Genomic DNA, 21,267 nt, shown 5'->3' with positions numbered 1-21,267 from the left:
GCGTGTGACTAGAGTGAAGAGAGTGTCACATGATTCGCGTGACTCGTGTGACAGCTGTAGTCATCTGAGTCGGCGTTTCTGTCCTGGTGACGGCCTGCGGGCCGCTAACCTGACGGGGTCAGTGGCGTCGACGGACTGGTAGGCGACGACTGGGAGGAGGGCCACCGAATGCCGAACTCGCTCCTGTGGATCGGGTTGGTCGCCGTGTGGTTGTTCGTTCTGGTGCCGATGCTGGTCACGAAGCGCCCCCGTATCCGTCAGACGACCGACGCCGCACTCGCAACCCGGGTTCTGCACCGAGGTGACGACGAGCCACTCGCCCCGCGCGGGCCGGCCGCAGGTCATCGCCGCGATCCCCACTGGCGTCCGAGTCGGGATTCCGCCCGTTCCACTGCCGGCGACGACTCCGGTCGCGTCCGCACGATGGACGACCGCAGACACCGCCACCCAGCGGAGGACCGCATGGACACACAGCTCGACACCGACCACGACACCGACTTCGACGACCGTCCCGAACGCGCTCCCGCCCGGGAGTTCGTGCCTCAGCGCCGCGGACGCGGCGGATTCGATCCCCAGGCCGACGCCATGGCCCGGGCCGCGCGCTACGAGTTCCGGCAGCGCACCGTGCTCGGCCTGCTGTTCGCCGCGATCATGACCGCCGCCCTCGCCCTCGTCCTCTCGTCGGCGCTGTGGTGGCTGTGCGCGGTGGCGACGGCCGCCCTCGCCGGCTACCTGATCTACCTTCGTCGCCAGGTGCGCGTCGAGCAGGAGATCCGCCGTCGTCGCATGGCCCGCCTGAACCGCTCGCGCCTGGGCGTCGAGTCGCACAGCGACGACGAGTTACGCCTCGTCCCGGCGCGGCTGCGCCGTCCCGGCGCGGTCGTGCTCGAGGCCGACGACGAGGACCCGGTGTTCGAGCACCTGGACCACTACTCGGACGACGAACCCGTCTACGAGACGTACGAACCCCGCTACGACGCCGACGACTACCCGGCGCGCCGGGCCTCCGGCGAGTAGTCACCGACCCGTCCGGGAGAGGGGGCGCATTCAGCGCGCGGTGACGATATGTGCCACGAGAGGCGCCGACACCGAGCCTTCCGGGTCGGTGAACCGGGCCAGCACCGATCGGGCCTCCGATCTGATCGCCTCGTACGTTCCGGCGTCGATCCGCTCGATCAACGGGCTGCCCTCGATCTCCGTCGCCACCATCGCATCCACGGACGGGAACCGCGCGCTTCCGGTGTGCGTGGTGAACCGATCGACGGTGAGTCCGGCGTCGCGGAACCATCCCCTCAGTTCGTCGCGGTCCCCACAACTCCAGTAGGTGCCCAGGAGAGACGCCGCGGGCGGGCCGGCGTGCCGGACCGCGACGTCGACGAAGTCCCGGTATGCCGGCTGCTCGTCCAGCGCGGCCGGCACACACACGGCGACTACCGCCGTCGCCACGCGCCGCATCTCGCGCAGTGCCCGTACACGATCGGGAAAGAACATCAGCGCCATCTGGCACAGCGCCGCGTCGAACGAACCGTCCGCGAACGGCAGCGCTCCGGCGTCACCCCCGTGCCATTCGAGGTCGGGACGCAACCGATGTGCCACCGCCAGCATGGCCGCACTGGCATCGACACCGACTACCCGTCCCGACGGGCCGACCCGGTCGGCGGCTACGCGCGCCACGATCCCGGTTCCGCACGCCACGTCCAGCACCCGCGCGCCCGTCATGATCGCAGCCTGGTCCAGCAGCCGTGGCGCCCACTGCGCGAAGATCGCGGGTACGAAGCGTGACTCGTACACCTCCGCGGCCGTCGGTGAGATCCCGAAGTTCTCGGTTGCGTTCGTCATGCACCCAGGGTGGCGCCGCGCCCGGGTACGGCGCATCGGGCAAGTGACCCATCTTCCCCGTGGGTGGCGGCATACGCGGCGGCCTCCGAGCGGTTCCGCACGCCGAGCTTGCGGAGGATGTGGCTCACGTGGTGTGCCACCGTCTTGCGGGAGACGAACAGCCGGCCGGCGATTTCCGGATTCGTCAAGCCCACCGCGAGCAGGTCCAGTACTTCGCGTTCGCGAGCGGTGAGGCCGCGGTCGAGGTCCGGGCCGGTGCGAGTGGTGGCGCGGATGCGGGGGCCGCGCACCCCGAGACGCCGCAACAAGGCCGCGGAGCGGTCCGCGGCGGCGACGGCTCCGAGTTCCTGGAAGATCGTCACCGCCGTTCGCCCGCGTGCGGCCGCGAGGACAGGATCGTCGTTCACCGCCGACTCGGCCAGTTCGAGCAGACATCGGGCCTCCTCGAACGGCGCCGAGCAGTCCGCCCAGCGAGCAGCGGCCGTCTCGAAGGCATCGACCGCGGCCGCCACGCGGCCCTGCGCTGCGGCAGCCAGCCCCGCCGCCTCCACCACCTCGGGACCGTCGGGGTCGAGCGCCGCCGCGGTGGTCGTCGCCGCGTTCAGGTCGCCCATGGCCGCCTGGGCCCGGGCACACAGCAGGGACGGGGTGCTGCGACGTTCGAGCAGCCGCCGGGCGGTCGCGGGATCGCCGTCGGCGAGGGCGACCTCGGCGCGGGCAGTGTCCAGCTCTGCGCTCGGACGGCGGGATCGGTCCAGCATCGCCCGGGCCTCGTCGAACCGCCCCTGCCGGACCCGGAGCGTGGCGAGGGCCGCGACGGCGCGTGCGTGGACGGCGGGGCAGATCTTCTCGTCGAGCGTGAGAACCGCCGTCAGGAGCCGGTCCGCCTCCGCCCACCGGCCCGCGGTGAGCAGCAATGCCCCGTAGAGGGTGCGGCAATCGACGTACAGGAAGGGACACCCCCATCGGGAGGTGAAGTCCTCGGCGACACGGCACCACTCGCCGGCGCGACGGGTGTCGCCGGCGAGCGCACACGCGCCGAGCATGTCGCAGCAGACGAACACGACGGTGTCGAATCGGCGGTCGGCATCGCTCAGGGCGGCTGCCGCGGCCTCGTCCAGCAACGCGAATCCGGGTTCCCGGTCGCCCCGGGCCACGGCCACGTGACCGGACTGGGCGAGTGCCACCAGTTCGAGGTCGCGGTCGCCGCATCGATGTGCGGCCTCCAGGGCGCGCGACGCCCACGGCCCGGCCGCCGCGGCGTCCGGAAGCAGGCGATGGGCGTGTGTCACCCACACCAGGGCGTGCAACGCGCCCGGTGCGCCCTCGGGCAGCAGGCGCTGCGCACGACGGACCCAACCGTGGGCCGCCGACCGATTGCCGAAATCGGACGTGTTGCTGATGCTCAGCCACGCCGCGCTGCGAACCGCACTCTCTCGGTCGCCGCTCCGGAGGGCCGTCGTGTAGGCCCTGCGATAGGCGGCGACGCTGTGGTCGAGGCGCCCGAGCCACCACGACGCCTCGCCGATGCCGAGCCACGCCGCCGGATCGTCGGTCGCGGCCGCCACCGACGTCAGGTCGGCCAGCGCAGCGGCCCACCGACCCTCCCGCAGGGCCTGTTCCCCGCGGAGGCGCACTGCATCCACAGGTCGATTGTCCGCCGCCGTGACCTGTGCCGATACCGCAATTTCGTCTCCGGCTCGCTGGTTTGCTACAGTTTGCGGGCGGTTCCGAACGGAACCCGCGGGGCTGTGGCGCAGTTGGTAGCGCGCTTCGTTCGCATCGAAGAGGTCAGGGGTTCGATTCCCCTCAGCTCCACCACCGAAGGGCGTCTCCCAGGCCGGGAGGCGCCCTTCGTCGTCGATGTCGTGCGGCCGATTGCGGGCCAACCGTCGCCCGGTCGGGGACACTGTGTGACATGGAACACAGGATGAGTGACGACGAGTTGCGGCGCGCTATTCGAGTGCTCCGCGAACGTGCCGACAGCGCCCGCAGCGAAGGCCGCGACGCCGACGCCGACGGCATCGAGGAGACGATCCGCAAATACCAGGAGGAAATGGCCCAGCGCCTCTGACCCCCCGCGGGCGCGAGGACGAGCGCACCTTGCACCACGGCGCCTGCACGGCGCCGCGGCACTTCGCGCCGCGCTAAGGTGGCCCGCAGACGACGAGAGCGGGGGACGGGCATGGCGATCAAGGACCTGCGGGGCAGGAAGTTCCTCGTGACCGGAGCGGCCAGCGGTATCGGCCGGGCGCTGGCCCTGGCCGCCGCCGCGGAAGGCGCCGAACTGGTGCTCACCGACCTCGCCGCCGACGGTCTCGACGACACGGTCCGCACCGTGCGCGAACGCGGGGGTTCGGTGCTGCACGCCGCGGCACTCGACGTCTCCGACTACGACGCCGTCTCCGCTTTCGCCGCCGACGTCCACCAGCGCGCCGGTGCCCTCGACGTCGTCGCCAACGTCGCCGGAACGTCGGTGTGGGGCACGGTCGACGCGCTCGAGCACCGGCACTGGAAGCAGATGGTCGACGTCAACCTCATGGGCCCGATCCACGTCATCGAGAACTTCGTGCCGTCGATGATCGAGGCCGGTCGCGGGGGACATCTCGTCAACGTCTCCTCCGCGGCGGGACTGCTGGCCCTGCCGTGGCACGCGGCGTACAGCGCGAGCAAGTTCGGTCTGCGCGGCGTGTCCGAGGTGCTGCGGTTCGACCTGCACCGGCATCGCATCGGGGTCTCGCTCGTTGTACCCGGCGCGGTACGCACCCCGCTGGTGAACTCCGTGCAGATCGTCGGTGTCGATCGCGACCATCCGGCCGCCCGCAAGCTCACCGCCCGGTTCGAGCGGCACGCCGCGTCGCCGGAGAAGGTCGCCGGGTGCATCCTCGCCGGCATCCGGAAGAATCGCTTCCTGGTGTACACGTCGTTCGACGTGCGCTTCGGCTACTGGTGGGCCCGCAAGTTCGCCCCGCCGTACAACCTGGTGATGCAACTGGCCAACAACTACTTCTCCCGCACCCTCGAGGCGGTCCGCACCCGCCGGTGACGCTCAGGCGGAGGTCTTGTCGAGTGCGAACTCGCGCATCCGCGATCCCGCCCGCAGCGCTTCCCGATCGTGCGTGACCATCACGACAGCGATGTCGCGCTCACGCGCCGTCCGTTCGAGCAGTTCGACGATCTCGCGGCTGCGGTCGGCATCCAGCGCCGACGTCGGTTCGTCGACCAGCAGGACCGCCGGATCGTTGACGAGACTGCGGGCGATCGCGACCCGCTGCCGCTGCCCGCCGGAGAGCTGGTGGGGGCGGCGGTCGGCCTGCTGCGTCAGCCCCACCGCGGCGAGCAGGTCGCGCGCGCGGGCCCGGTCGATCCGGCGCCCGCTCAGGTGCGCGACCAGCGCGAGCTGCTCCATGGCGGTCAGCGAGGGCAGCAGGTTCGCCTGCTGGAACACGAAGCCGATCCGGTCCCGCCGCAGCCGGGTCCGCGTCGCCGCGTCGAGTCCCGTGGTATCCACGCCGTCGAGGACGACGCGGCCGGAATCGGGCGCGGTGAGCAGTCCCGCGACGGCGAGCAGGCTCGACTTGCCGGATCCGGACGGGCCGGTGACGGCGACCGTCTCGCCGGGCTCGGCGTGGAAGTCCAGGCCGTCGAGGACGCGCAGCGTGGCGTCGCCGTCGGGATAGGTGAGGACGATGTCGGTGAGCCGAACGCTCATGGTGGGTGCCTTTCTCGAACGGGATCGGTGTCTCGACAGCCCGGTGTCTCTACAGATCAGGGGGCCGCGGCGAGCGCGGTCAGCGGGTCGACGGAGCCGATGCGGGCGACGGCCGCAGCCGCACCGAGGAGACCGAGCCCGACCAGGGCGACGAACGGCAGCACGGTCGTCGCCGCGCTCAGCGTGAACGGAACGACGGTGGCCGCGGCCGCCCCCGCGGCCGTAGCGGCGACGGTGCCCAGCCAGGTGCCGAGCACGAGCACCACGGCCGCCTGTCCGAGGGCGTCGCGCAGCAGGTAGGAGGTGGACGCGCCGATCGCGCGCAGCACCGCGATGTCGCGGCTGCGCTGGACCGTCCACACCGTGAAGAACGCCCCCACCACCAGGGCGCCCACGACGAGCAGCATGGCCTGCATCAGCAGCAGCGACCCGCGTTCGGAGGTGTACGAGCCGATGGTGTCCAGGGTCGCGGACGTGTCGAGCACACTCGTGCCGGTCGCGGCCGCGACTGCGGCCGCGTCGAACCCGGGCCCGGTCCGCAGCGCGATCACCGTCCCGTCGGCGCCGGCCGTCGCGGGCAGTTCGCGCCAGGTGCCGAGGTCGAGCCACACGACCGGCTGATGGCTGTAGTAGGAGTCCTCGACGAGGGCGGCGACGGTGACCTCTCGCCCGCCGACGGTCAGGATCGTGCCCGACGACCAGCCGTTGTCGTCGGCGAGTTGCGCATCGACGACCGCCGTCGCCGGGCGCAGGCCCGCCGGTGCCGCGAAGGAACCGGGAGCGGCTCCGAACAGAGCCGCCGCCACCTCGCGCCCGCCCGACCCGACGCGTCCGGGAACGACCCCGAGCACGGCGGTGTCGGTGACGCCGGGTTGCGCGGCGAGGGCGGCGCGCTGCGCGTCCGTGACGGTGGACTCGCCGAACGACAGGTCGGACGGCTCGGTGCCGCCGCCGTCGAGCGCGAAGTGCTCGGCGCCGACACCGCGGATCGCAGCGATCGACTGGTTGCCCAGGCCGGCGGTGAGGCCGGAGAGCATGACGACGAGGAACGAGACCAGGACGAGCACCGCCGTCATGACGGCGAAGCGTCCCGTGGCGAAGCGCAGATCGCGCAGTGCGAGGAACATGGGTTCCACCGTGCCCGGTGCGGAGATGCCGCCGCATCGCTCGGCGGATGGGTTCGCGGATCAATCGAAAGTAGGAGGCGGCGGCGTGGTCGGCGGTGTTAGCGTCGGTGCAATGCAGACCGTCCGACCGCACCCTCCCGAGGGGACGGTCCCGGTGCTGCGTGCGATGCAGCTGGGCCAGCACGCGCTGTTCGTGCTGCTACTGCTCGTCGGTGCGCTGCGCGGTGGCGGCTCGGCGGGGGTGCTGGTCCTCGCGGGCGCCGAATTCGCCTGGTACGTCTCGGGACTGTGGTTCGCCCGGCGCGGATCCCGCGGCGGCATCTGGCTGGCGGTGCTGCTGGCCGGCTGGCTGGCGCTGGTGTCGCTCGCGCCGGATTTCGTGTGGCTCGCCTTCGCGCTGTTCTTCCTGTGCTTCCACCTGCTGCCCACCGTCGCCGCGATTGCGGCCACCGCGGCGCTGACGGCCGTCGCGATCGTCGCGAGCGTGGGACACGGCACCGCCAACCCGACGGCCGCCGTGCTCGGACCGCTGTTCGGTGCACTGGTGGCGTCCGGCACGGCCCTGATCTACCGCCAGCTCGTGCGCGACGCGGAGCAACGCGACGCGCTGCTCACCGAACTCACCGAGGCGCACCGCGAACTGCTCGACGCCCAGGACGAGCTGGTGCGGTTGCAGCGGGAGACCGGTGCCACCGCCGAACGGGCTCGCCTCGCCCGCGACATCCACGACACGCTGGCCCAGGGGTTCTCGTCGATCCTGCTGCTCGCCCGCGCCGGGCTGCGCAGCGGCGGCGACACGACGGCGTTGCTCGGCCGGATCGAGGAGACCGCGGGACGCAATCTCGTCGAGGCCCGTCGGGTCGTGGACAAGCTGCGTCCCTCCGAACTCGACGACGCGCCGCTGGCGGCAGCCCTCGGCCGCATCCTGGACCGGATGCGCGGCGACACCGGCATCGACGCCGAGCTGCGTGTGGACGGTGAACCGTTGCCACTGCCCACGGGATTCGACGTGGCGTTGCTGCGGGTGGCGCAGAGCGCGCTGGCGAACGTCCGGCTGCACGCGCGGGCGCGTCGCGTGCGGGTGACCCTCGCCTACACCCCGGACGAGGTCCGGCTCGACGTGGTCGACGACGGAACCGGGTTCGAGGTCGACGCGGCCGGTGCGGGCGGGGGCTTCGGGCTCACCGCCATGCGGGACCGGCTCGCCGAACTCGGCGGCGCGGTCGTCGTCGAGTCGGCGCCCGGCGACGGAACCGCCGTGGCCGCAACGCTGCCCGTGCGGATGCTGTCGTGATCCGGGTACTGCTCGTCGACGACCATCCCGTCGTGCGGGCGGGCCTGCGTGCGCTGCTCGCGTCGGAGCCCGGCCTCGAGGTGGTGGCGGAGGCCGCGTCCGGGCGGGAGGCCGTCGCGCAGAACGCCGCCCACCGCCCCGACGTGGTGCTGATGGATCTGCGGCTCGGACCCGGGATGGACGGGGCGAACGCGACAGCCGAACTCGCCGCCGCGCCGGATCCGCCGAAGGTGCTGGTGCTGACCACGTACGACACCGACTCCGACATCCTTCGCGCGGTCGAGGCGGGGGCGGCGGGCTATCTGCTCAAGGACGCCGACCCGGCCGTGCTCGTCGACGCGGTGACCCGGGCCGCGAGGGGCGAAACCGTGCTGGATCCTGGTGTGGCGCAACGTCTCTACCGCAGCATGCAGACACCCCGGGTGGAGTTGAGCGCCCGCGAGATCGAGGTGCTCGCCGCGGTGGCGCGCGGCCTGTCCAATCGGGCCGTCGCCAAGGAACTGTTCGTGAGCGAAGCCACCGTCAAGTCCCATCTGGTGCATGCGTTCTCGAAGCTGGGGGTGGACTCGCGCACCGCGGCGGTCGCGGCGGCGCGCGAGCGCGGCCTGCTCTGAGGGTCAGCCGGCGCGTCGCAGCGTCGCGTGCAGGTGGTGGGTGAGCGGGGTCTGCGCGTGCGCCATCCACAGGTCGTAGGTCAGCTCGTCGCCGTCGAGGACGAACCGCCGCCGCAGCTCGTGCACCGGCTTGGCGTGCGGTGAGCGCTCGAGGTGGACGAGGGTGAAGTCGAGGACGCCGTGGGTGAGCCGGGAGCGCTGGATCTCGACGAATCCGGTCGGCTGGGAGACCAGCAGCTCCACGTCGTGGCCGGCGAGACGGAGGTAGCCGTTCTCGGTGTGCATGGGCTGACCGGTGCCGGGGTTCTTCGTGCGGCTGACGTACATCAGGAACGGCTTCCCCGGGACGGCGGTGAACTCGATGGTCTCGTCGTAGGTGAAGTCCTCGATGGTGGGGTAGTGGCCGTCGCCACCGCCCACCCAGCGGCCGGCGAAGTCGGCGAGTTCCCCGAGCGGGTCGGTGTCGGTCATGAATGTCTCCTCGGTCGTCGGGCACCGCCGATCCTGCCACCGCAGGTGGACGCCGGGTCGGGTTCGCGGAGGTTCGGCGCACCGTGAAGCGGCCCGCGGCATTACGGTCTATTCATGAACGCTCAGCTGGGTGTGGATTCCGAGGTGGGGGCATTGAGAGCGGTGCTCATGCACCGGCCGGGCGCGGAACTCGAACGCCTGACTCCCCGCAACAACGACCAGTTGCTGTTCGACGCGCTGCCGTGGGTGGCGCGGGCGCAGGAGGAACACGATGCGTTCGTCGAGTTGCTGCGCGGGCGGGGTGTGGAGGTGCTGCTCCTGTCCGACCTGCTCACCGAGACCCTGGAGGTCAGCGGCGCCGCTCGCGTCCAGGGGGTGTCGTCAGCGGTGGACCCGCGCCGGCTCGGGCACGGGCTGGCGCACGAACTCGCCGCCCACCTGCGTGCGATGTCCGCTGCGGACCTCACCCGCGTCCTGGTCGCGGGCATGACATTCGACGAACTGCCGGCCGCGGGACTCGGGGCCGCGCCGTCGCTGGTGCGGTTGATGCATCACGGAGCCGACTTCGTGATCGAGCCCCTGCCGAACCTGCTGTTCACCCGCGACTCGTCGTTCTGGATCGGCCCCCGGGTCGCGATCCCCACCCTGGCCCTGCCGGCCCGGCGCCGGGAGGCAGGGCTCACCGACTTGATCTACGCGTTCCACCCGCGGTTCCTGGGGGTGCGGCGGGCCTACGAATCGCACACGGCGCCGGTCGAGGGCGGCGACGTGCTGCTGCTCGCGCCGGGAGTCGTGGCCGTGGGCGTGGGGGAGCGCACGACACCGGCGGGTGCGGAGGCGCTGGCCCGGAGCGTCTTCGAGGACGGTCTCGCGCACACCGTGCTGGCGGTGCCGATCGCGCAGCAGCGGGCCTCGATGCACCTGGACACCGTGTGCACGATGGTGGACGTCGACGCCGTGGTGATGTACCCCGCGGTGCGGGAGACGTTGCAGGCCTTCACTCTCCACCGGGAGAACGGTGACGTCCGGATCGGTGGGCCGCGCGGCTTCCTCGAGGCGGCCGCCGACGCGATGGGGATCGAGAAGCTCCGCGTCATCGACACCGGCCTCGACCCGGTCGTCGCCGAACGGGAACAGTGGGACGACGGCAACAACACCCTGGCCCTCGCTCCCGGCGTGGTGGTGGCCTACGAACGCAATCTCGAGACCAACACGCGCCTCGAGGACGCGGGCATCGAGGTGCTGCGCATCGCCGGGTCCGAGCTGGGCTCCGGACGCGGCGGGCCGCGCTGCATGTCCTGCCCGCTCGCCCGCGGCTGACCGACCGCGGGCGAGCCCGGGATCTAGAGGATCTCGTGCACCTTCTCGGCGGGCCGGGCCAGGACGGTCCCCTTGTCGGTGACCACGATCGGCCGCTCGATGAGGATCGGATGGGCCACCATCGCGTCGAGCAACTCGTCCTCGGAGGCGTCCGCCAGGTTCAGCTCGCCGAACAGCGACTCCTTCCGCCGGATCGCCTGGCTCGGGACCAGGCCGGCGTCGTCGAGCAGTTTGCGCAGCCCGTCGCGCGACGGCGGGGTCTCGAGGTACTTGACGACGGTCGGTTCGAGGCCCGCCTCCTGCAACACCTTCAGGGTGTTGCGGGACGTGCTGCACCGGGGGTTGTGGTAGATCGTCGCGGTCGTTGCCATGGCCACATTCTGCCGTGCCGTGGGGTCGGGTGCGGCGGGCACCGCAGCGCATTCGGGCACGGTCGGCCGGCACTGTTAGCCTCGACGCACCATCAGCCCACCTGAGGACGTCCCGATGCTCGACATCGTCATCGACCCCGGCTCGCCGGTCCCGCCGTACGAGCAGTTGCGCCAGCGGATCGTCACGATGGTGCGGCGCGACGAACTGATCGCCGGCACCAAGCTGCCCACTGTCCGCGGGCTGGCCGAACACCTCGGCATCGCCCCGAACACCGTGGCCAAGACCTACCGTGAACTCGAGCAACTCGGCATCATCGAGACCCGGGGCCGGGCCGGGACATTCGTCGCGGAGTCCGGTGACCCGACCCGCACGCTCGCCCAGCGCGCCGCCACCGGCTACGTCCGCGAACTGCGCACCCTCGGCATGTCCGACGACGAGGTGCTCGAGTTCGTCGTCGCGGCGCTGCGTGGCGCATGAAACCATCCGTCGACGAGGAGTCTTCCATGAGTGGCACCGTGCCGGCACGCATCGCGTTCGCGGTCGAGGCCATGGATCCGCAACCGGGCAGCGACGTGCTCGAGATCGGCTGCGGCGGGGGCGTCGCGCTCGCGCTCGTGTGCGAGCGGCTGCGCGGCCGCGGCTGCGTCGTCGGGGTGGACCGCTCGGCGACGCAGATCGACCGGGCGCGTCGCCGCAACCGGGACGGTCTCGACGCCGGGCTCGCCGAACTGCGCGTCGGCGAGTTCCCCGGCGTCGACCTGCCGGGGTCGTTCGATCTCGTCTTCGCCGTCAACGTCCCCAGCTTCCGCAGCGACGACCCGGCCGCGCCGACGGCTGTCGCGTCGCTCCTGCGGCCCACCGGCGAGCTCTGGGTGTTCGACGAACCGCCCCCGGGTCTGGCCGTCGGACCGGTGTCGATGCGGATCAGCGCGCTGCTCGCGCGCTGCGGTTACGCGATCGTCGACATCGTCGAGGGTGGCCGGACCGTCGGTGTGCGGGCCGCGCCCGCGGACGTCACCGCCAGCTCGGCAGCCACAGCTGCTGCTGCCACGTCTCCACGGTGATCGGCGCGGCCGTCAGGATCGGCCACAGCCACACGAAATTCGCCACCACCAGGCCGACGTAGAGGCACACGACCAGCAGACCGGTCGAACGCCGTTCGGCCGAGGCCCGCGGCGAGCCGAGCACGTCGCCGAGCACCAGCGTCAACCCCATGATCAGGAACGGCGCGAGCGGGACCGCATAGAAGTAGTACATCTGCCGGTCGAGCGTGGCGAACCACGGCAGCAACGTCGCCGCGTAGCCGGTGAGCACCGCGGCCCATCGCCAGTCCCGCCGCACCAGCAGCTGCCATCCGCCCCACACGAGCATCGGCAGCGCCAGCCACCACATCGCCGGGGTGCCCACCAGCATGACGGCTTTGACGCACTGCTCACCGCCGCACCCGCGGATCTGCTCGCCGTCGGCGAAGTAGTACAGCATCGGACGCAGCCCCATCGGCCATGTCCACGGCTTGGACTCCCACGGATGCACGTTGCCGGCCGAGTTCGTCAGACCCGAGTGGAACTCGAGCACGGAGGCGCTGTAGTACCACAGCGACCGCAGCGCGTCCGGCACGAACGAGAACGCCCCGTCCGTGCCGATCTGCCGCCCCACCGCGTGCCGGTACACCCCGGTCTCGCCGGCGAACCACGCCCAGAACGTCGCCAGGTACACGCCCAGCGGCACCACCACGAGCGCGTAGAGGGCCGGCCCGACGTCGCGCAGACCGGTCCCGAGCCACGGCCGCTGCACGCCGTAGGCGCGGCGCGCGGCGACGTCGAACGCCACCGACATCAACCCGAAGAACGCGATCAGATACAGCCCCGACCACTTGGTGCCCACCGCCAGACCCAGCAGCACACCGGCCCCGAAGCGCCACCACCGCACGCCCAGCCGGGGACCCCACACCGTGTCGCCGATGCGTCCCTCGGCGTGCACGCGCGCCATCCGCGCCCGCACCTCGTCCCGGTCGACGATCAGGCACCCGAACGCGGCGACCGCGAACAACGCCAGGAAGATGTCCAGCATCCCGAGGCGCGACGAGACGAAGGTGACGCCGTCGGCGATCAGGAGGATCCCCGCCAGACCGCCGAGCAGGGTCGAGCGGGTCAGACGCCGCACGATCCGCACCACGAGCAGGACCAGCACCGTCCCGGCGACGGCGGCCGAGAACCGCCACCCCCACCCGTTGTAACCGAACAGCGCCTCGCCGAGCGCGATGAGTTGCTTACCCACCGGCGGGTGCACGACGAGGCCGTAGCCGGGGTTGTCCTCGATCCAGCCGCCGTTGAGCACCTGCCAGCCCTGCGGGGCGTAATGCTTCTCGTCGAACACCGGCGTCTTCGCGTCGGTGGGGTAGTGCAGCATCGTGAACCGGGTGATCGCTGCGATCGCGGTGACGAACAGTGTCACCACCCAGCCGCGGCCACGGTCGGCCGGACCGAAGTCCGGCGCGGGCACCGTCGGACCCGGGCTGTGCATCCGGCGACGGTCCGCTGCCTCGGCAGGGCGCTCGTCCGTCACGGTCACGTCCCGATCGTAGGCTGAGACGCATGCAGCCAGACAATCCGGGACAGGGCCGGCTCGTGCTCGCCGCCACCCCCATGGGCGACATCGGCGACGCCTCGAAACGGCTCTGCGACGCGCTCGGCACCGCCGACGTCGTCGCGGCCGAGGACACCCGTCGCACCCGGTCGCTCGCCGCCGCGCTGGGGGTCACCGTCACCGGACGGGTGGTCAGCTTCTACGACCAGGTGGAGTCCGCCCGGACCCCGGCGCTGGTCGCCGACATCGCGGCGGGGCGGACGGTGCTGCTGGTCACCGATGCCGGAATGCCGTCCGTCAGCGACCCCGGCTACCGGCTGGTGGCGGCGTGCGTCGCGGCCGGGCTGCCCGTCACGTGCCTGCCCGGCCCCTCCGCGGTGACCACCGCGCTCGCGCTGTCCGGTCTGCCGGTCGAGCGGTTCTGCTTCGAAGGCTTCCCGCCGCGCAAGGCCGGCGCCCGCCGCGCCTGGCTGCAGACCCTGACCGCCGAGCCGCGCGCGGTGGTGTTCTTCGAGGCCCCGCACCGCCTCGCCGCGTGCCTCGCCGACGCGGTCGACGTGCTCGGCGGGCAGCGGCGCGCCGCGGTGTGCCGGGAACTGACCAAGACCTACGAGGAGGTACGTCGCGGCACGCTGGCGGAGTTGGCGCAGTGGGCCGCCGAGGGTGCCCGCGGTGAGATCACCGTCGTGCTCGAGGGCGCGTCGGCGCAGGTAGCGGAGCCTGCCGAGTTGGTCGACGCGGTCGAACGGCTCGTGGCGGACGGAGTGCGGCTGAAGGACGCGTGCGCCCAGGTCGCGACCGCCGGTGTGTCCAAACGCGAACTGTACGACGCGGTACTGGCCGCGCGGCTGGACGAGTCGTCGTCGTAGACTCTGCCCCTTACCGCGCAGCAGGAGGTACGGATGGAGTCGGTGAACGAATTCCTCGTCGAGGTCGCGTCGGTGGTATGGGGCCCGTACATGCTCATACCGCTGCTGCTGGGCACCGGCGTGATCCTGACGGTGCGGCTGCGGGGGGTGCAGTTCCGCAAGCTGTGGCCGGCCCTGCGGCTGGGGCTGATCATCCGCAAGGACCCGGACGCCACCGAAGGTGACATCTCCCAGTACCAGGCACTGACGACCGCCCTGGCCGCCACCGTGGGCGTCGGCAACATCGCCGGCGTCGCCACCGCCATCTACTTCGGCGGGCCGGGAGCCCTGTTCTGGATGTGGATCACCGGCCTCGTCGGCATGGCCAGCAAGTACTCCGAGGCGTTCCTCGGCGTCAAGTACCGCGTCACCGACGCCAAGGGCGAGCAGTCCGGCGGCCCGCAGTACTACCTGGCCCGTGCCATCCCCAACAAGTTCGGTCTGGTGCTGAGCCTGATGTTCGCGGTGTTCGCGGTGCTCGCCAGCTTCGGCATCGGCAACATGACGCAGGCCAACACCGTCGCCACCCAGATGGACTCCACGTTCGGGGTGCCCACCTGGCTGTCCGGCGTCGTCATGACGGTGCTCGCCGCCGCGGTGCTGCTCGGCGGCATCAAGTCCATCGGCAAGGTCACCGCCGGGTTCGTGCCCGCGATGATCCTGCTGTACGTCGGCGCCGGGATCATCGTCCTCGCGGTCAACATCACCGACATCCCCGAGGCGTTCGCCCTGGTGTTCTCCGACGCGTTCACCGGCACCGCCGCAACGGGTGGCTTCATCGGCTCGGTGTTCATGATCGCCCTGCGCTACGGCGTGGCCCGCGGCATCTTCTCCAACGAGTCCGGCATGGGCAGCGCCGCTATCGCCGCCGCCGCGGCGCAGACCACCCACCCGGTCCGGCAGGGCCTGGTGTCGATGACCCAGACCTTCATCGACACGATCATCGTCGTGACCTTCACGGGCATGGTCATCATCACCACGGGCGCGTGGAAGTCCGGTGAGCAGGGCGCGGCGATGACCTCCCTCGCGTTCTCGGACGGTCTCGGCGGTGACTGGGGCAGCTGGATCGTCACGATCTCCGTGGTCTTCTTCGCCTTCTCGACGATCCTCGGCTGGTCGTACTACGGCGACCGCTGCGTCGAGCGTCTCGTCGGCCGGGGCGGCGTGCTCCCGTACCGGGCGGTCTTCGTGCTGGTCGTCTACATCGGCGCCACCACCGAACTCGAAGTGGTGTGGAACTTCTCCGATGTGATGAACGGTCTGATGGCACTGCCCAACCTGGTCGGGCTGCTCATCCTGTCGGGCCTCATCGCCCGCGAGACGAAGGAGTACCTCGCCCGGGATCCGTACCTGCTCGGCGAGAAGGACAGCCGCACGCCGACGCGGTAGCCGCGTTCGGGCGCTACGGGGCGGCCGTGGAGAGCGCCAGGATCAGCAGTACGGCCACCGCGACGATCAGGGCCGCGACCAGAGTGGGTGGGACCCCGTGGACGATCCGGTCGACGAGCTTGTACACGATCCCTCGGTTCGGGTCGGGGGCCGCCTTCCCTCCGCATCGGGCGGAACCACCCCTCGTCGGGTTCCGGCCGGTGCGGAGGTGCAGCGCGTCGCGGGGGTGTCCCGCTCGGAGACCACTCTGTCGGGTACTTCCGGGGCGACCAACCGGTTCGCTGCCCGCTCGCGATATCATCCCAGGTCAGGGCCAGTGAGGAATTTTTCCGCAGCGGACATCAGGTGGCGCGGAACAGGAGGATGCCGGAGATGGAACCGGCCGACGAGCGGACCGCGGCGGAGCCCCGGCAGCTGTTCGCCGACCAGCTCCGGACGCTGTTCGCGGCGGCGGGACGCCCCGCCCTCAAGAAGGTCGCCTCCGAGGCCTCGGGCGTCGCTCGGTCCGTGGGCAGCGAGCGCACCGTGTCCGTGCAGCGGATCAGCGACTGGCGATCCGGTGCCCGGGTACCCGCCACGTTCGAGACCGTCCGTCCGGTCCTGGTGGTGCTGATCCGCTCCGCCCGGGCCCTGCACGCGCAGCCGCCCACGCCCGGCCTCTACTCGATCAAGCAGTGGGAGCGGTGGTGGGAACACGCCCGGGGACCTGCCGGGCGGGCCCGGGTGGAGTCCACCGAGCCGCCCGCCGCGGCACTGCCCCCCGGCGTGCGGCCCTACCGGGGCCTCGAGACGTACCGCGATCGGGACGCGCAGCTGTTCTTCGGCCGGACCCGGAGCGTGCGCGAACTCGCCGAGACCGTCGTCGCCGCCCACGGTCACGGCGTCGTGGTGGTGACCGGTGCCTCCGGCGTCGGCAAGTCCTCCCTCGTGCAGGCCGGCCTGGTCCCGGAACTGTGCCGTGACCACCGCTGGCGGCCGGTGGTCCTGACCCCGGGACGGCACCCGGTGGCGCAGCTCGTCGAGTGCGTACCCGAACTCGCCGACATCTCGGATGCGGACGAGCCGGCCGCGGTGGCTCGGCTGCGCGCCGCCGCCGCCCGAGAGGGCAGCGCGGGCCTGCTGATCGTCGTCGACCAGATCGAGGAGCTGTTCACCCACTGCGAGGATGCGGCCGAACGCTCGGCATTCCTGGCGCTGCTCGAGCGGGCCGCGACCGTCGGCGACGGCGATACACCGATCTCGGTGGTGGCCACGCTGCGATCGGACTTCTACGAGCGAGCGGTGACCTATCCCGTGCTGGCCCGGGCGCTGGAGCGGCACAGCAAGACGGTCCAGCCCCTGACCCGGGACGACCTGGTCGAGGTGATCACCGCGCCGGCGCGGCTGCTCGGCCTGCGGTTCGAGCCGGGCCTGGTCGAACTGATCCTGCACGACCTCGGTGTGCTGACCGACGACGACGTCGGCGGGGCCGAGCTGCCCCTGCTGTCGCATCTGCTCGACGCCCTGTGGGAACGCCGGCGCGGCGGTCAGCTGACCGTGGCCGGGTACCGCGCTACCGGCGGGGTGCGCGGATCGATCGCGGCGGGCGCGGAACGTGCGTGGGGAGAGCTCGACGACCGTGGCCGCCGACTCGCGCGCGCAATGCTCGTCCACCTGGTCTACGTGACCGGCACCGGCACCGACGTGAAGATCCGGCGCCCACTGGATCGGCTGCTCGCCGTCGCCGGAGACGACGCCGAGGCGGGACGCCGGGTGATCGACCACTTCGTCACCGCCCGCGTCCTCGTCGTCGACGAGGGCAGCGTCGAGCTGGTCCACGACACGGTGATCGACGCCTGGCCGCGCCTGAAGTCGTGGATCCGGGCCGACCGTTCGTACGCCGCGCTGCGCCAGCAGATCGAGGCGGACGCGGCGAGCTGGGTCGCGGCCCGCCGGCACGCGGACCTGCTGTACCAGCGGGGCCGGATGGACCTCGTCGCCGAGCACGAGGACCGGGAGCTCGTGGGGCAGATTCCGGCCGCCGGCGTCGAGGCCGCGCTCAGCCCGACCGCGGTGGCATTCCTCCAGGAGTCGCGGCGGCAGATCCGTCGCCGGACCCGCGTCCGCAACGGGGCCGTCGCCGCCCTCGTGCTCTCCACCGTCGTCGCGGTGGTGATGGGGACGCTGGCCTGGGCGGGCAAGAGCCGCGCCGAGGCCGAGCGCAGCGCCGCCCAGTTCCAGCAGGTCGTCGCGCTCGCCGACTCCATGCGGGAGCGGGACCCGTCCACCGCGGCGCATCTGGCGCTCGCGGCGTGGCGCCTGCGTCCGGACAGCGAGGTCGCGTACTCACGGCTCGTCGCGACCGAGCAGATGCCGCTGGCCCTGCCACTGGACGGCCACCGCGGTCCCGTCTACGGGCTGGCGATCGCCCCGGACGGTACGACCCTGGCCTCGGCCAGCGACGACGGCAGCGTGCGGCTGTGGGATCTGTCCGACCGGGCTGCTCCGCGGCCGCTCGGAGCGCTGGTGTCCGACGAGCCCGCGTATCTGGCCTCGGTCTCCTTCAGCCCGGACGGCACCCTGCTCGCGGCCGGCGGGGCGTCAGGCGCGGTATGGATCTGGGACGTCACCGACCGGGACCGGCCCGTCGCGCTGCTCACCGCCGAGGTGTTCGTGCCGGAGGTCGTCCACAACGTGCGCTTCGGTCCGGACGGCCGGTCGCTCGCGGTGCCGTACGACAACGGATCGGTCGTGCTCGTCGACACGAGCGAGCCCCGGACGCGGGGATTTCCCCGTACCGTTCTGCCCGCGCACGGCGCGGCGGTGCGGACCGTGGCATTCCACCCCGGCGGCACCGTGCTGGCCACGTCGAGCGACGATCGGTCGGTGCGGTTGTGGGATGTGACCGACCCGGCCGCCGCCGTGCCCGTCGGCGGCGCCCTGACCGGTTTCCGCGACGTGGCGCACTCCGTCGCGTTCGCGCCCGACGGCCGGACTCTCGCGGTCAGCAGCGACGACGGCGTCCTCACGATGTTCGACACCACGGACCCGGCGGCGGTGCACCCGACCGGACCACCTGTGCAGGCACACACCGGCGGGGTGTGGACCGTCGCGTTCGCACCCGACGGCCGCACCCTCGCGAGCGCATCGTGGGACGGAACCGCGAAGCTGTGGGCGCTCGACCCGAGGACGCGGACGATCGACGAGATGCGACCGGCTCTCGCCGGCAACGGCGGCGGCGTCCCCGCGCTCGCGTTCACCCCCGACGGCACCGCGCTGGTCACCGGCGGCCACGACGGCAACATCCGGATCTGGACGCTGCCACGCGGACGCGTCGCGGTCGCGGACTCTGCGCTGACGCTGCCGGCGATCGACCGTGCCGGCTCGGTCGTCGCCACGGGCGGGTACAACTCCGCCGTGCCGCTGTGGCGGATCGACTCCGACGGGCGCTGGGCGCCGCTCGGTCTCGTGCATCGTCCCCGGCCGGTGGGCGGTGCGGTGACCACCGCGTTGTCGCCCTCCGCCGCGACTCTGGTCACCGCCTCGACTACCGACGGCGAGATCCACCTGTGGGATGTCCGCGACCCTGCGGCCCCGCGGCTGTGGGCGGACCCGATCGTGACCGAGACCCGGTTCACGTCCGAACTCGCCTTCGGTCCCGGGGGCACCACCCTCGTCACCGGCCACGACGACCACTCCCTCGTGCTGTGGGACGTGTCGGATCCGGCTCGTCCGGTGAGCCGGGGAGCACCACTGCGGGGCCCGACGAATCTCGTGCGGGCGGCCGCGTTCACGCCGGACGGCCGGCACCTGGTCGCGACCAGTGCGGACGGCTCGCTCTACGCGTGGGACGTCACCGATCCGTCCGCCCCCGTCGCGGTGCCGGTGTCGGACGGTCACACCGGCGGCGTCAACGCCCTCGCGTTCAGCGCCGACGGCAACGTCCTCGCCACCGGCGGCGACGACCACACCGTCCGCGTGTGGGACCGAGGACCCGACGGATCGTTCACCGTCCGGCCCGACGCGCTGCGCGGGCACACCGGCACCGTCTACTCGGTGTCCGTCACCCCGAACGGCAGCGAGGTGGTCAGCGGCGGTGACGACGGCACGGTGCGACTGTGGCACGTCGCCGATCCGGAGCGCATGCACCCGGTGGGCGGTCCGATCACCGAGATGGGTGTCGGGCGGTGGCAGGTCGGCTTCCTGCCGGGCAGCAACGCCGTGATCGCGGGAGGCGGCGACGGAATGGTGCGCACCTGGAGCCTGGACGTCGAGTCGATCGTCGCGCGGATCTGCGCCTCGACGACGGGCCGGATCACCGAGATGTTGCCACAGTCCGATCTGCCGGTGGCGGGCCGGACGGTGTGCGAGGGCTGAGCGCCAGGATGCTGGCGGCCTTGTCGAGGCACTCCTGCCATTCGGCATCCGGATCGGAATCGATGGTGATGCCGCCGCCGACGCCGAGCCCGCACGAGCCCGGCGTGTCCGCGTCCCCGCGACCGAACTCGACGGTGCGGATCGCCACGTTCAGTTCCACCCCGGCGACAGGACTGGCCATGCCCACCGTGCCGCAGTACATGCCCCGCGGGTACGGCTCCCAGACCTGCAGGAACTCCCGCGCCCGGAGCTTGGGGCACCCGGTCACCGACGCCGGTGGGAATGCTGCCTCGAGCAACCGCGCGGTGTCCACCCCGGCCCGCAACGAGGCCGCGACGGTGGACACCAGGTGCCAGACCCCGGGGGCCGGGTGCACCCCGAGCAGTTCCGGCACGGTGACGCTCCCGGTCTCGGCTACCCGCCCGAGGTCGTTGCGCACGAGGTCCACGATCATCACGTTCTCCGCGACGTCCTTGACGGACGCGCGCAACAGGGCCGGGTCGGCGCCGATCGGGAGCGTGCCCTTGATCGGGCTCGATGTGACCCGGTCGTCGTGGCGCGCGAGGAACAACTCCGGTGACAGGGACGCGACCGCACCCCAGTCGCCCGCGACGTACGCGGCCCGGGCCGGTGCGGTGCGCTCGATCCCGTCGGCGAAGAAGTGCAGCGGACTGCCCGACCAGGCACCGGTGAAGCGAGTGCACACGCACGCCTGGTAGACCTCGCCGGCCCGGATCGCCTCGAGGCACTGCTGCACGCCGCGACGGTGGGCGTCGCGATCGGGCGCGGTCCAGTCGATGCGCCACGGTGCCCGCGCGGCGGTTTCGGGCGCCTCGCGGACGACGGCGGCGAGCCCGGCCGGGCACGCCGCGTCGGTGAGGCTCTCGTACCACCAGCAGCCGTCGTGGTCGAGCCGCAGCACGGTGTCCGTCCATCCTCCGGCCGCACGCGGCAGCGCCGGATGGGTGGGCGCGCGGTCCGGATACGCGAGACAGCCGATCCACCCTCCACCGACGACCGGTTCGTCACGGCCCGGTTCGTCACGGCCCCGGGCCGAGCGGCTCCGCAGGACGAAGGCATCGGCCGGCGGGGTGGCGACGGCACGGACATGGGGCGCGAGGACCGCCGCCGCGCCGAACCACGTTCCGGTCAGTGCGGCCGGTGGAGGGGTGCCTGCCGCCTCGGCCCGGGCGCCCAGCAGTCGCAGCACCTGCGCCGGACTGCCCCCGGGACCGAGCCGTTCCATCCGCATGGGCACAGCTTCCCACGCGGCCCCGGG

The 21,267-nt window shown here is 72.0% G+C and carries 19 protein-coding genes and 1 tRNA gene; 12 read left to right on the top strand and 8 right to left on the bottom strand.

Annotated elements, in window-relative coordinates; genetic code table 11:
* Positions 1–168: 168 nt before the first annotated feature.
* The gene (gene glpR, locus QYS60_RS07445) at positions 169–1,017 is read left to right on the top strand and encodes a gephyrin-like molybdotransferase receptor GlpR (protein ID WP_289377367.1); all 849 of its coding nucleotides are present in this window, start codon (positions 169–171) and stop codon (positions 1,015–1,017) included.
* Positions 1,018–1,047: 30 nt separating this feature from the next.
* Here the strand turns inward: glpR and QYS60_RS07440 are convergent, their stop codons facing one another.
* Positions 1,048–1,839, bottom strand: a complete 792-nt coding sequence (locus tag QYS60_RS07440) for a class I SAM-dependent methyltransferase (RefSeq protein ID WP_289377366.1) — start codon at positions 1,837–1,839, stop codon at positions 1,048–1,050.
* Positions 1,836–3,485 carry a LuxR family transcriptional regulator gene (locus QYS60_RS07435; RefSeq protein WP_289377365.1) on the bottom strand — a complete coding sequence of 550 codons (1,650 nt, stop codon included), beginning with the start codon at positions 3,483–3,485 and terminating at the stop codon, positions 1,836–1,838. Before QYS60_RS07435 ends, QYS60_RS07440 begins: the two co-directional genes overlap by 4 nt.
* 99 nt (positions 3,486–3,584) lie before the next feature.
* On the opposite strand from QYS60_RS07435, the gene QYS60_RS07430 reads away from it, so the two are divergent.
* The 3 genes from QYS60_RS07430 (at position 3,585) to QYS60_RS07420 (ending at position 4,885) form a co-directional block, all read left to right on the top strand.
* Positions 3,585–3,660, top strand: a tRNA-Ala gene (locus tag QYS60_RS07430).
* A 109-nt stretch (positions 3,661–3,769) separates the two neighbouring features.
* The gene (locus QYS60_RS07425) at positions 3,770–3,913 is read left to right on the top strand and encodes a hypothetical protein (RefSeq protein ID WP_155621893.1); all 144 of its coding nucleotides are present in this window, start codon (positions 3,770–3,772) and stop codon (positions 3,911–3,913) included.
* Between the two features lie 111 nt (positions 3,914–4,024).
* Positions 4,025–4,885, top strand: a complete 861-nt coding sequence (locus QYS60_RS07420; protein WP_371382814.1) for an SDR family oxidoreductase — start codon at positions 4,025–4,027, stop codon at positions 4,883–4,885.
* 3 nt (positions 4,886–4,888) lie between these two features.
* On the opposite strand, the gene QYS60_RS07415 is transcribed toward QYS60_RS07420, so the two are convergent.
* Together QYS60_RS07415 and QYS60_RS07410 are read right to left on the bottom strand one after the other, a co-directional pair.
* Positions 4,889–5,551 carry an ABC transporter ATP-binding protein gene (locus QYS60_RS07415; protein WP_371382813.1) on the bottom strand — a complete coding sequence of 221 codons (663 nt, stop codon included), beginning with the start codon at positions 5,549–5,551 and terminating at the stop codon, positions 4,889–4,891.
* Between the two features lie 56 nt (positions 5,552–5,607).
* Positions 5,608–6,678, bottom strand: a complete 1,071-nt coding sequence (locus QYS60_RS07410) for an FtsX-like permease family protein (RefSeq protein WP_371382812.1) — start codon at positions 6,676–6,678, stop codon at positions 5,608–5,610.
* 112 nt (positions 6,679–6,790) lie between these two features.
* Here QYS60_RS07410 and QYS60_RS07405 point away from each other — a divergent pair, with 112 nt between their 5' ends.
* Both QYS60_RS07405 and QYS60_RS07400 read left to right on the top strand, forming a co-directional pair.
* Positions 6,791–7,972 (top strand): sensor histidine kinase, encoded by a 1,182-nt coding sequence (locus tag QYS60_RS07405; protein ID WP_371382811.1) that lies wholly within the window; start codon positions 6,791–6,793, stop codon positions 7,970–7,972.
* Positions 7,969–8,586 (top strand): response regulator transcription factor, encoded by a 618-nt coding sequence (locus QYS60_RS07400; RefSeq protein ID WP_003937807.1) that lies wholly within the window; start codon positions 7,969–7,971, stop codon positions 8,584–8,586. Before QYS60_RS07405 ends, QYS60_RS07400 begins: the two co-directional genes overlap by 4 nt.
* A gap of 3 nt (positions 8,587–8,589) precedes the next feature.
* Here QYS60_RS07400 and QYS60_RS07395 read toward each other — a convergent pair whose 3' ends face one another.
* Complete coding sequence (locus tag QYS60_RS07395; protein ID WP_003937808.1) at positions 8,590–9,057, bottom strand: FABP family protein; 468 nt, start codon at positions 9,055–9,057, stop codon at positions 8,590–8,592.
* Between the two features lie 114 nt (positions 9,058–9,171).
* On the opposite strand from QYS60_RS07395, the gene QYS60_RS07390 reads away from it, so the two are divergent.
* Positions 9,172–10,377, top strand: a complete 1,206-nt coding sequence (locus QYS60_RS07390) for an arginine deiminase (RefSeq protein ID WP_371382810.1) — start codon at positions 9,172–9,174, stop codon at positions 10,375–10,377.
* Between the two features lie 23 nt (positions 10,378–10,400).
* On the opposite strand, the gene arsC is transcribed toward QYS60_RS07390, so the two are convergent.
* Positions 10,401–10,748 (bottom strand): arsenate reductase (glutaredoxin), encoded by a 348-nt coding sequence (gene arsC / locus QYS60_RS07385; protein ID WP_371382809.1) that lies wholly within the window; start codon positions 10,746–10,748, stop codon positions 10,401–10,403.
* A 115-nt stretch (positions 10,749–10,863) separates the two neighbouring features.
* On the opposite strand from arsC, the gene QYS60_RS07380 reads away from it, so the two are divergent.
* Positions 10,864–11,226, top strand: coding sequence for a GntR family transcriptional regulator (locus QYS60_RS07380; protein WP_003937811.1), 363 nt, complete (start codon positions 10,864–10,866; stop codon positions 11,224–11,226).
* A gap of 26 nt (positions 11,227–11,252) precedes the next feature.
* Positions 11,253–11,813 (top strand): class I SAM-dependent methyltransferase, encoded by a 561-nt coding sequence (locus tag QYS60_RS07375; RefSeq protein WP_235157438.1) that lies wholly within the window; start codon positions 11,253–11,255, stop codon positions 11,811–11,813.
* On the opposite strand, the gene QYS60_RS07370 is transcribed toward QYS60_RS07375, so the two are convergent.
* The gene (locus QYS60_RS07370; protein ID WP_289377377.1) at positions 11,764–13,272 is read right to left on the bottom strand and encodes a dolichyl-phosphate-mannose--protein mannosyltransferase; all 1,509 of its coding nucleotides are present in this window, start codon (positions 13,270–13,272) and stop codon (positions 11,764–11,766) included. The genes QYS60_RS07375 and QYS60_RS07370 overlap by 50 nt on opposite strands.
* Before the next feature lie 71 nt (positions 13,273–13,343).
* Here QYS60_RS07370 and rsmI point away from each other — a divergent pair, with 71 nt between their 5' ends.
* From rsmI to QYS60_RS07355, 3 genes are all read left to right on the top strand, one after another.
* Positions 13,344–14,204: a 16S rRNA (cytidine(1402)-2'-O)-methyltransferase gene (gene rsmI, locus QYS60_RS07365; protein ID WP_371382808.1), complete on the top strand. Its 861-nt coding sequence runs from the start codon at positions 13,344–13,346 to the stop codon at positions 14,202–14,204.
* Between the two features lie 33 nt (positions 14,205–14,237).
* Entirely contained in the window at positions 14,238–15,632 is a 1,395-nt protein-coding gene (locus QYS60_RS07360) for a sodium:alanine symporter family protein (protein WP_054371896.1), read from the top strand.
* 372 nt (positions 15,633–16,004) lie between these two features.
* Positions 16,005–19,988 carry an AAA family ATPase gene (locus tag QYS60_RS07355; protein WP_371382807.1) on the top strand — a complete coding sequence of 1,328 codons (3,984 nt, stop codon included), beginning with the start codon at positions 16,005–16,007 and terminating at the stop codon, positions 19,986–19,988.
* On the opposite strand, the gene QYS60_RS07350 is transcribed toward QYS60_RS07355, so the two are convergent.
* Positions 19,927–21,240, bottom strand: a complete 1,314-nt coding sequence (locus QYS60_RS07350) for an aminodeoxychorismate synthase component I (RefSeq protein ID WP_371382806.1) — start codon at positions 21,238–21,240, stop codon at positions 19,927–19,929. The two genes, QYS60_RS07355 and QYS60_RS07350, sit on opposite strands and share 62 nt — an antisense overlap.
* Positions 21,241–21,267: the final 27 nt, after the last annotated feature.

Origin of the sequence: Rhodococcus sp. GXMU-t2271 (genome assembly GCF_041414735.1) — a bacterium.
Classification (GTDB): Bacteria; Actinomycetota; Actinomycetes; order Mycobacteriales; family Mycobacteriaceae; genus Rhodococcus; species Rhodococcus indonesiensis.
This window is presented reverse-complemented; position numbering and strand designations above follow the sequence as displayed.